Here is a 9561-nt window from a genome sequence, read left to right on the forward strand (position 1 = left end):
GCCACTGCGGGGCGCAATGTCACCGAACAGCGCGTGGGTTTGCACGCCCTTCGGCGGTGACAACTGGCCGGTGTAGTTCGCGTCGACGTGCCAACCGCGTGATGGGACACCCCATTCGTCTTTGGTTGGGAAGGCCACGAATACGGCGCCCCACCGTTTCGGCTTCTCATAGAGCTGGGTTTCCAGAATGGCGTCGATGGCCGCGAGCACGCTTGCGCTTCCCACGGCGTTGAAGGCGGGATGGTCCTTCAGCTTTTGAAGTTTCACGGGCCGTTCGATCGTCCACGTCGCCGGCGCGTCGCGCTTGACGCCGACGTCCGCAAGCCCGTGCCAGACTACGTCGCGCATGGCAGCGGCCTCAGCGGCGTCGAACGCCTCAGGCACGCGCACCCAACCGTGGATTCGAAAGTGCTCGGTGATCTGGTCGCCGGATGATGTAAAGATGGGGAAGTCTGCGCCCATGAGGTGCGTCCCAGATGACGGCGCCCCGCAGCAGATCGTCCGCGACGGCCGGGCCGAGGCGTCCCATCCACCGCAGGGCGGTACCCCACGGCTCACCGCAAGGCGCGGTGAACGATGGCCGCAGCCTGCCATACCTTGGCCTTGCCATCAACGAGCCGCCTCGCCAGCGATTCCAAGTCGCCCGACATCTAATGCTCGACCCGACGACTACCGCTCCTGGGGCCAGGCCGAACCAATGCGTAGGCGCGTCCTAATCTGGGTCGAAGGGAATAGTTCGGCCGCCCCATGACGATCGGGTTTCGGGAGCGGAGCTACTTGCGCTCCTGGCGCGGACCGGTCCCAACCTGGTCGCTAGTCCAGGGCCACCAATCAGGCGTCACAGATAGCCGGGGAGGATGAAATTCGGAGAGCTCCGGGGCTTAGTGCGTGGGCTGGTTTTCGGACGCCAGTTCGCGTGGCCGCACTGCGCTGGACTGCGCCAAGCGGTTCTCCCGGTCGACGAAGCTTATCTGCAGGTTGAAGCCGTTCGGCGTCCTCGTGTGATAGCTCCGGTAGGACGCGACGTGGATTTCCTGCGCGGTAGAGGTGTCGATGGCCGCGGTGAGCTTGCGGGCGTCCAGCTCCGCCTTCACCGCGTCGGTGTCCCACGGTCGGATGCCGAACGAGATGTGGTCCAGCTGCGCCGCGCGCGCCGCACCCACGGGCTGCGGCCCCGAGACGAACGGATTGCCGCCGCGCACGATGATGTCGCCGACGTCGCCCATCTCCATCTCGATCTGGCTCCCCTCGTCGTAGATCGGACTCCAGCCGACCAGGTTGGCGTAGAAGGATGCGCTTTCCTTGTAGTTGCTGACCCTGAAAGACAGGTGGTCGAGCCAGACCGTCTTCCAACCGGTCGGGGCGAACGGGGCCGGCGTGTCGGGCTTGGCCGCGGCGCCCACGCGACGGCCCTCCGCCAGGCCCCTGCCATTGCCGATCTGCAGGTCCCAGCCGTCCGGGTCGCGCACGTGGAAGCTCTCGAACCCGCGACCATCGTCATCTCGCACGGGGCTCAGACCCCGCTTGCGCAGTTCCGCCTCCACCGTTCGGCTGTCCCAGGGCGCAATCACGAAGCTGAAGCCCGTTACAACGGCCCTTTGGCGCAGGGGCGCGGCCTTGATCGTCACCGTGCCCCAGGAACCGATGTCGAGGATCGCTTGGGAGCCGTTATCGCTGCGCAGCGTCCAACCCATGAGCGCGACGTAGAACGCCGCCTCGCGACGATAGTCCGGCGCCTCGATGGCGAGATGGTCCAGCGCCACAGTGCGCCACCCGGTCGAGGCGAAGATCGGCGCGATGGGCGCCGTGGCGGCGCGCATGGGCAGCGGGCAGGCCTTCGTCTCGTATCCGTTCTGGCACATGCCCTGGGCGAAGGCGGAGCCGGCGGTGGCCGTCGCCACCAGGGCGAGCGCGCCAAAGCGCAGCACCCGACGGCGGCGCGATGCGGCGTGAGTATCGACCGGGCCGATCGCCTTCAATATCTCTCGCCAGCCGCGCCACGGCCTCGGTTCGTAGAAGTCCACGGTTCCACCCCACGAGTTATGAGTGGGGATCGTAAGCGGACTCTCGGAGATCCAGAAACCGGTGAAACTCCGTCATCGCCTCAACGCCATGAGCCGGCGATTGGGGGGGCGCAGGCGGTCGCCGGCAGCCTTCAGCGATCACTTCCAACTCCTGTCCTGCTCGCCATCGCGCTGACCGGGTGGACGCGGATTGCGCCGGGACCCTAGATGGGGAGCCAACGGGTCGTGTGCTGATCGACCCATGTTCGGTTGCCTGGGAGAGGGCGCAGATGAATTCCGCCGAAAGCTTCAGTCCCGACTATCAGGCAGCCCGCATCAAGTTTCTTGAGGCCGCAAGCGGCGCGGGCGCGGCGCTCGAGGCCATCACCCATCCCGAGCGCGGGCCGGACAGCGGTGAGCTCGCCACCGATGTGGCCTGGATCGGGCCGCGCTCGGCCGAGGCGGTGCTTGTGATGATCAGCGCGACTCACGGGGTCGAGGGCTTCTGCGGCTCGGGTACTCAGGTGGATTGGCTGCGCCGCGAGGAATATCGCGCTTTGCCGCACGGGACCGCGGCCCTGATCGTCCACGCGATCAATCCCTATGGGTTCGCCTGGCTCCGCCGCGTGACGCATGAAAACGTCGACCTGAACCGAAATTGGATCGACTTCAATTCGCCGCGCAAAACGAACCCCGGTTATCAGGCGCTGGCCGACCAGATCTGCCCAAGGGAGTGGACAGCGCAGGCGCAGGAGCGGGCCAACCACGTCCTGAAAGCCTACGCCGACCAGCATGGCCCCATGGCGCTGCAGCAGGCGCTGAGCGGAGGCCAGTACAGCCACCCCCTTGGCGTTTTCTACGGCGGCGACCAACCGACCTGGTCACGTCGCACCCAGACCAGCATCTTTGAGCACTATCTGCGCGGCGCGGGCCGGATCGCCATCATCGACTACCATACCGGCCTAGGTCCTTGGGGTTACGGCGAGCAGATCGTCGTGGAACGCCCCCAGTCGGCGCCGTTCAGGCGCGCCACGTGCTGGTACGGGGGCGCAATCACCTCGCCGCTGGCCGGCGGCGATTCAGCCTCGGCCGAGATCGTGGGCGACGGCCTGAGCTTCGCGCCGAGCCTTCTTGACCACGCAGAAGTAACCGGGATGGCGCTGGAATTCGGCACCAAGCCGGTAAATGCGGTGATGAACGCCGTGCGCGCTGACGCCTGGCTGCACGCCTACGGTGATCCGGCCTCGCCCGAGGGGCGGGCGATCAAGGCCGAGGTCAGGGACGCCTTTTTCGGCGACGCCGACGACTGGAAGGGGATGATCGCCGGGCAGTCCCTCCTGGCGATCCGGCAGGCGCTGAAGGGCCTCACGGCCTAAGCGGCGACGCCTCGCCAACGTCTCTCGTCGCCTCTCGCTCGGACGGGCCTGCTGGCGCCTGTTCCGATGTCCGCATGTTGGAGGAGGGTCGAGGTCCCGAAACGGCGAGCGGTCCAAACCTGGCCGCCGATCCCGCCGCCCGCCGAACGGTCGCGTTTCGCAGCGGAGCCAACGATCGAGACCGGATGTTAGCTGCGCTTTCGCGATCGCCCGGCGCCCCGGACATGGACCTCCAACGGCCTGAGCTGCCAGCCTTATCCCTATCCCGACCCGTCCAGTACGACGCCGACCTTTTTAGACTCGGGTCACTTCGACGCGACTTTCTCCGACGATGCGTCCTTGTGGGGGGCGTCGAGCATCTTCATGACCGGTTCAAGTTCCTTGGCGTCGAGCCCGCCGTCCTTGTTCACATCCAATTGCTCGAAGTGCGGCCGAATCCCATCGCCGATGGGGCCGCGCAGTTCGCTCTTCTGAATCTTCCCGTCGAAGTTGCTGTCCATCATGCCGATCAGGCGCGTCTTCATCATTTCGTCGTCGTAGGTGGTCTGATGGGCGGCGGTCTCATCGATCCAGCGGTAGCGGAGCTGGGTGTAGAACATCTCCTCGAACGACTGGTCGCCCCACACGACTTCCTTGTTGGGATCCGGGTTGGCCGGATTCCGCTTTGAGTTGTCGTAGATATAGGTGGCGATCAGCTTGGACCCCGCAGGCACCTCGATCGGCTCGGCGAATTCGTACATTCGCTGCCAGTTGAAGTTGTAGTGCGGCACGTTCAGCAGCTGCTTTTCGGACCCGTCCGGATAGCGGATTTTCAGGTCCGAATATGTCCCGCGGTAATGGGCGTGCACGACGGCCGAATAGAGCAGGGCGTCATGCGGGAAGTCGAGGTAACTGACCTCCTTGTGCGCTTCGGTATTGGGCGGGATCTTGATGAATTGGTTCACGATGACGTTCTCGCGCATCATCAGCTCCGGTGTCTCGCCGGGCTTGTAGAGGTAGAGCCCGATCTGCTGGGTCGAGAGCACCTCCTTGCCGAACGGCGTGTAGTGCATCTGGTAGCCGATCGAGCCGCCGGCCGGGATGTAGCTCCCGATGCCGGGGGGCTGGACGATGCTTTCCATGCCAACGGTGTAGCCGCCAATGCTGCCGCCCCAGTTGGTCATGCCGCCCTGCTTTTCCTGGCCGGCGGGGATGTAGCCGGAGAGGATGTGGTGCACCCCCTGGCGCTGGTTCACCCGCGCGGTCGAAGCCTTCAGCCAGCGGCCTTCAGTCAGCGGGTTGTTCATCACCGGATACTGGTAATCCACGAAGCCGCTGGCAGGGATCGTGTAGGACGGGATGTCGATGATCAGGTCCGGCTTGCCGAGCGGCCATTCCGGCGCGACGTGCCGGACTTCGGCGAGGCGGTCAGGGCCATCGCCCCGCGGCGCGCCAGCCTCGATCCAGCGGACCATGGTCTTGATCTCGTCTTGCGAGAGGCTCTTGTCGTTCTTGAAGTGGCCGACCTTCGGGTCGGCGTCCCAAGGCGGCATGCGGCCCGTCCGAAGCGTCTCGCGAATCATGGGCGAGAAGCCCTTCACCTTGGCGTAGCCGTCGAGCGCGAAGGGCGCGATGCCGCCTTGCTCGTGGCACGCGATGCACTTGGATTCGATGATCGGCGCGATGGTCTTGGAGTAGGAGATTTTCTCGGCGGCCGCCTTCGCCTGGGCGCTGCGATTGGGAAAGCTGATCCTGGCTCCCGTCACCGGGATCTGCGCCACCGCCACAGGCTTACCGGCCAACAGCGCATCCAGCGCGCGAATCGCGCCGGTCCGGCCGTCGCCCAAGGCGCCGCGGTAGACCACCTTCCAGGAGCGGGGGTCGATCACGAACACTTCCGACACGCGATCGGCGCCGAGCTGGTCACCGGCGAGCTGGTTGTCGTCCATCAGGATCGGCATGGTGAGGCCGAGCGCGGTCGCCTCGGCCACCACGGCGCCGCGAGTGTCCTTGCCGCCGGAGTTCAGCATCATAATCCGCACGCCCTTGGGCGCGTAGGTGGAGTTCAGCCGTTCCAGCGCCGGAGCGAGCTTCCTGATCTCGGGGCTGCCCACCCCATACATCGCGAGCACGACAGCCGGCGCATCATGGTAGCGGTAGAGATCCTCGGAATGGCCGGTCGCGGTCACCAACCGGAAATTGTCGACCTGGGCCGGCGTGGCCACGGCCGCATCCGGCGCCTTGGCGCCGGAGGCCTGCAATGCGCCAAGCAGCGACATGCCCAAGGCCAATCCCAGCGCGGGAACTATCACGGTGCGGCGCATCAATAACTATCCTTCAATCACTGGCGGCGGGTGCGTCGGGCTGCGGTCGCGAACCCGATACAATGTATATCTGTCGCGGCAAATAGTGATCGAAGGGCCTTCTCGGCCGACCTCCACCGATCCGCAACGCCTCCTGATCTGGGGTACGCCACGAAGTAGAAGGCGCCATGTCCGGTAGACGTTGATCCGCCGGAGCCGACAAAGCGTTTCGCTTCGGATGAAGTGGGCCGGATATTGAAGCTGTTTCGCTGGGGAAAGAAGCAGCGCTTCCCGTTAGGGTTTGGGTCGCAAGGCGCGGCGGGCGAGCATGATGACCTCCATCAAGCGGACTTCGGGATTTCCTGACCGAGTGTGGAAACGGAAGTTGCCGACGCGACAAGCCTCGTTAGCCGGCTGCGCCCATGGCGTGCTGATCACGTGAGAAAAGAAGCGATCCCATCCGTGGTCGTCTGCAGCGCGACAGCCGTCGCCCTGTCGCTGACTTTGTTAGTAGACTTCCACCGATCAGCGCTGGGGCCGCCCTCAAACTCGTCGGCATCCTCGCTCTCATAGCGCTGGGCCTCTCGCTCGCGATCAGCAATAGGAAGGCCGACTCCCAAGCCCGGAGACCGGGCTATCAGGGCGCGAGCCACGCGGCGCGCCGGATGCCTTCACGCCGCCCGGAGCGAGCAGCAATCCGGCGGCCTCGATCAAAGTTGTGCGGCCGCCCCTGACCTGCCCCCCGCCGCTTCGGGCCGAGCTGCGCCTTGACCAGCGGCATAAAAAACCATGGTATTTTATCAGTGGGGGAGTCTCCGGCCATGCTGACGATCTGGTCCCGTCTGATCCGCCCTGTGTTCGCCGTCGCCCTTCTCGCATCGGGTGGCTGGGCGGACGCCGCGCCTTCGCCTCCTGTCGCCGCGCCGCCGCTGTCGGCCGATCAGCCAATCCCGCCTGTCGCACTTGAAGCGCTGGTGGACGCCACCGTCCGTCAAGCCATGGAGCGCGATCACATCGCCGGCGTCACGGTCGCCATCGTCCAGGACGGCAACGTGGTGCTCAAGAAGGGCTATGGCTTCGCAGACGTGGCGCGTCGGCGGCCGGTCGACCCTGACCGCACGCTCTTCCGCGTGGGTTCGATCACCAAGACCTTTACCTGGCTCATGACCCTGAATGCCGTGGAACGCGGCCGCATGAGCCTGGACGCGCCGATCAACACCTATCTGCCGCCCAGGGTGCGCATTCCCGATCATCGCGGCTACCGCCAGGTCCGACTAAGGGACACGATGACCCATACGCCTGGGTTCGAAGACCTCCCGCTGAAGCACCTCTTCCTGCGCGATCCGGCCCGGCTGCTTTCCGTTGACGATGACCTGGCGACGTATCGTCCGGCGCGGGTGTTTCCGCCGGGCGAAGTGGCCGCCTATTCCAACTACGGCGCGGCCCTGACCGGCGACGCCCTAGCCCATGTCGAAGGCGGCCTATGGCCAGATTTACTGGAGGCCGAGATCCTGAGGCCCGCCGGCATGGTCCACACAACCGGACGCGAGGCCTATCCACAGCGCGCAGGACTGCCTGCGCCCATGTCAGCCGACCTCGCCCAGGACCTTTCGCGACCCTATCGCTGGACGGGTGCGGGCTTCACCGCCGATCCCTTCGAACTTGTCGGCGGCAATGCGCCGGCCGGGGCGATCTCCAGCACCGCCGGCGACATGGCGCGGTACATGACGTTGCTGCTGGCTGGCGGGGTCATCGACGGTCGAACGATCTATGGCCCGGCGACCGCCGTCGCGATCCGCACGCCGATGCGCCGGTTTCCCGGCGGCGGCGCCATCGACGGGGGCTTCTTCCAAAGCCCGATCGGCGGCGGGCTAATGTCCTACGGCCACAACGGTGCGACCATGGACTTCCATTCCAACCTGATGATCGTACCTGCCCTGCGCCTTGGTGTCTTTGTAGCCGCCAATACCGAAGGTGAGCACACACTCACCGGCGTGCTCCCGGCCCTCATCGCCCAGACCTTCTACGTGGCGCCGCAGCCGTCCCTGCCGGCGACCCCGGACCTTCTCCACGACGCAGGCCTTTACCGCGGCGAGTATTTGTCCAGCCGCCGACCCTTCCACGGTCTGGAGGCCTTCGCCATGGGCTTTCTGACCACGCCAGTCTCTGTCGCGGCGCCCGGCTATCTCATGGTCGGACCAGAGCGATTCGTCGCAACGGGCGAGCCTGGGGTGTTCCGGGACGCCGACCATCCATGGGTGCAAATCCAGACCGCGACGGGCCCGAGCCGCGCAACGAAACTGCTCCTCGGTGGTGGCGAACTCTGGCGCGCCGACTGGGTTCGTCAGACACGCACCCTGGGGCTGCTGGCGCTGCTTGCGATGGTGGCGTCCGTCGCCATCCTCTTTGGCCTGGCCAGCCCCGCGCGGTGGCGGCTGCCCCAGACCCGCCTTCAGCGGCTCGCAGGCGCCCTTCGCGGTCCCGCCGCGCTGCTCTGGCTGTTCGCGGTCTCCGCTTTCCTCCTGAAGCTGCAGCGCGGGCTCGCCGACCAGAGCACCGTGGTCTACGGCTGGCCTGGGCCCGTGGTGACCGCCGCCTCCGCTGCCGCCCTTGCCGCAGCGGTGCTGAGTTGGACCGCAGCTGCGCTGACGCCGTTCGCTTGGGCAGGCCGGGGCGGCTGGAGCCCTTGGCGCAAGCTGCGTTTCACCGCCACCATTTTGGCCTTCTCCGCGTTCGCCATCCTGCTGGCGGCCCTCGGCGCGTTGCAGCCGTGGAACCCCTAGCAACGTCGGACCGTCATAGTCGCGGGCAGGCGTGACTACGGCTAAAGGGGCGAGCGAAGATGTCGTCCACCGAGGGCGAACTTGTCACCCAGTCATTCGAATACGACGGCGGTCGGCAGGTCACGGTGTATCTCCCGCCGGATCCGCCGGAGGTCGTGGTCTTCGCCGGCGACGGTCAGCTGATTTCGCAATGGGGTGAATTCGTCACGGCGGCCGGCGTGCGATCCACGATGATCGTCGGTGTCCACCGGTTGGCGGATGAGACGCAGCGGCTCGGTGAGTATTCGCCCGGTTTCGATCCGAAGCGGTTCGCGGCCCACGAGACATTCTTCATTGAAGGCGTCCGCGAATGGACTCGGTCGCGTTTCGGCGTCGAACTGCCCAAGGAGCGCACGGCGGTGTTCGGCGTCTCGGCGAGCGGAGAGCTGGCGCTCGCCATCGGGTTGCGGCATCCGGACGTCTACGGCGCTGTATTTTGCGCCTCGCCCGGGGCGGGCTACCGACCGCCCGCTGTACTGCCCAGCTCGCTTCCGAGCGTGTACCTCGTCGCCGGAACGCTGGAGCCCTTTTTTCACGAGAACGCGACCCGGTGGGCGGAAGCGCTGCGCGATGCGGGGGCGCATATCGTGATGACCGAACGGGAGGGATCGCACGGTGGCCCGTTCTGGCGAGCCGAACTCCCGCTCATGGTGGAGTGGGCGTTCGGCAGATGACGCTTTAGTGTTTGCGCGACATAGGTCCGCAACGGCCACAATCTCCCATTCACGCGCACAAGCGGTCCAGTGGGGTTTATAGGCGGCCCATTATTTCCAATTTCGCGTGCCGGCGGTGAGCCCTGCGCTGGGATCGCCGCACGTCGATCAGCCCGGACGAACTAGCGCCGGCCAGCAACGTGCCAAGACGACTAGGTATGCCGGTGCCGCACCCTTGAGGGGCGACGTCGCCAAGGCCCGACAAAGGTGACGCAGACTTCCATGCTGTAGGAGGGGCGCTGAACGATGCAGCCAGACCGTTCCGCGCGCGACGAATTCCAATCACGCTGCTGATGCGCGTGTTGCCGCTCGTCGCCGAAGAGGATGTCTTCGCCCTCAAAGGGGGCGGCCCCCCTATCTGAGCG

The 9561-nt window shown here is 65.9% G+C and carries 6 protein-coding genes; 3 read left to right on the plus strand and 3 right to left on the minus strand.

The genetic code is table 11. The features are described from left to right. Positions 1–462: hypothetical protein (locus VGI62_RS05750; RefSeq protein ID WP_331503442.1), on the minus strand; the 462-nt coding region annotated here is incomplete at its 3' end. 419 nt (positions 463–881) lie between these two features. Beyond that, the gene (locus VGI62_RS05755; protein WP_331503443.1) at positions 882–2024 is read right to left on the minus strand and encodes a VOC family protein; all 1143 of its coding nucleotides are present in this window, start codon (positions 2022–2024) and stop codon (positions 882–884) included. 269 nt (positions 2025–2293) lie between these two features. Between VGI62_RS05755 and VGI62_RS05760 the strand changes: the two genes are divergently transcribed. Further along, positions 2294–3379 (plus strand): M14 family metallopeptidase, encoded by a 1086-nt coding sequence (locus VGI62_RS05760; protein ID WP_331503444.1) that lies wholly within the window; start codon positions 2294–2296, stop codon positions 3377–3379. 305 nt (positions 3380–3684) lie between these two features. Here VGI62_RS05760 and VGI62_RS05765 read toward each other — a convergent pair whose 3' ends face one another. After that, positions 3685–5682 (minus strand): redoxin family protein, encoded by a 1998-nt coding sequence (locus VGI62_RS05765; RefSeq protein WP_331503445.1) that lies wholly within the window; start codon positions 5680–5682, stop codon positions 3685–3687. A gap of 800 nt (positions 5683–6482) precedes the next feature. On the opposite strand from VGI62_RS05765, the gene VGI62_RS05770 reads away from it, so the two are divergent. Both VGI62_RS05770 and VGI62_RS05775 read left to right on the plus strand, forming a co-directional pair. Then, positions 6483–8444 (plus strand): serine hydrolase domain-containing protein, encoded by a 1962-nt coding sequence (locus VGI62_RS05770; RefSeq protein ID WP_331503446.1) that lies wholly within the window; start codon positions 6483–6485, stop codon positions 8442–8444. Between the two features lie 59 nt (positions 8445–8503). After that, the gene (locus VGI62_RS05775) at positions 8504–9157 is read left to right on the plus strand and encodes an alpha/beta hydrolase (RefSeq protein ID WP_331503447.1); all 654 of its coding nucleotides are present in this window, start codon (positions 8504–8506) and stop codon (positions 9155–9157) included. The last annotated feature ends 404 nt before the right edge of the window (positions 9158–9561 follow it).

It is taken from the genome of Phenylobacterium sp. (assembly GCF_036495085.1).
Taxonomy (GTDB): Bacteria; Pseudomonadota; Alphaproteobacteria; order Caulobacterales; family Caulobacteraceae; genus Phenylobacterium.

Bases quoted from the DNA above. Each gene is read 5' to 3' on its own strand.
- VGI62_RS05760 (WP_331503444.1), top strand. From the start codon at position 2,294: ATGAATTCCGCCGAAAGCTTCAGTCCCGACTATCAGGCAGCCCGCATC.
- VGI62_RS05765 (WP_331503445.1), bottom strand. From the start codon at position 5,682: ATGCGCCGCACCGTGATAGTTCCCGCGCTGGGATTGGCCTTGGGCATG.
- VGI62_RS05770 (WP_331503446.1), top strand. From the start codon at position 6,483: ATGCTGACGATCTGGTCCCGTCTGATCCGCCCTGTGTTCGCCGTCGCC.
- VGI62_RS05775 (WP_331503447.1), top strand. From the start codon at position 8,504: ATGTCGTCCACCGAGGGCGAACTTGTCACCCAGTCATTCGAATACGAC.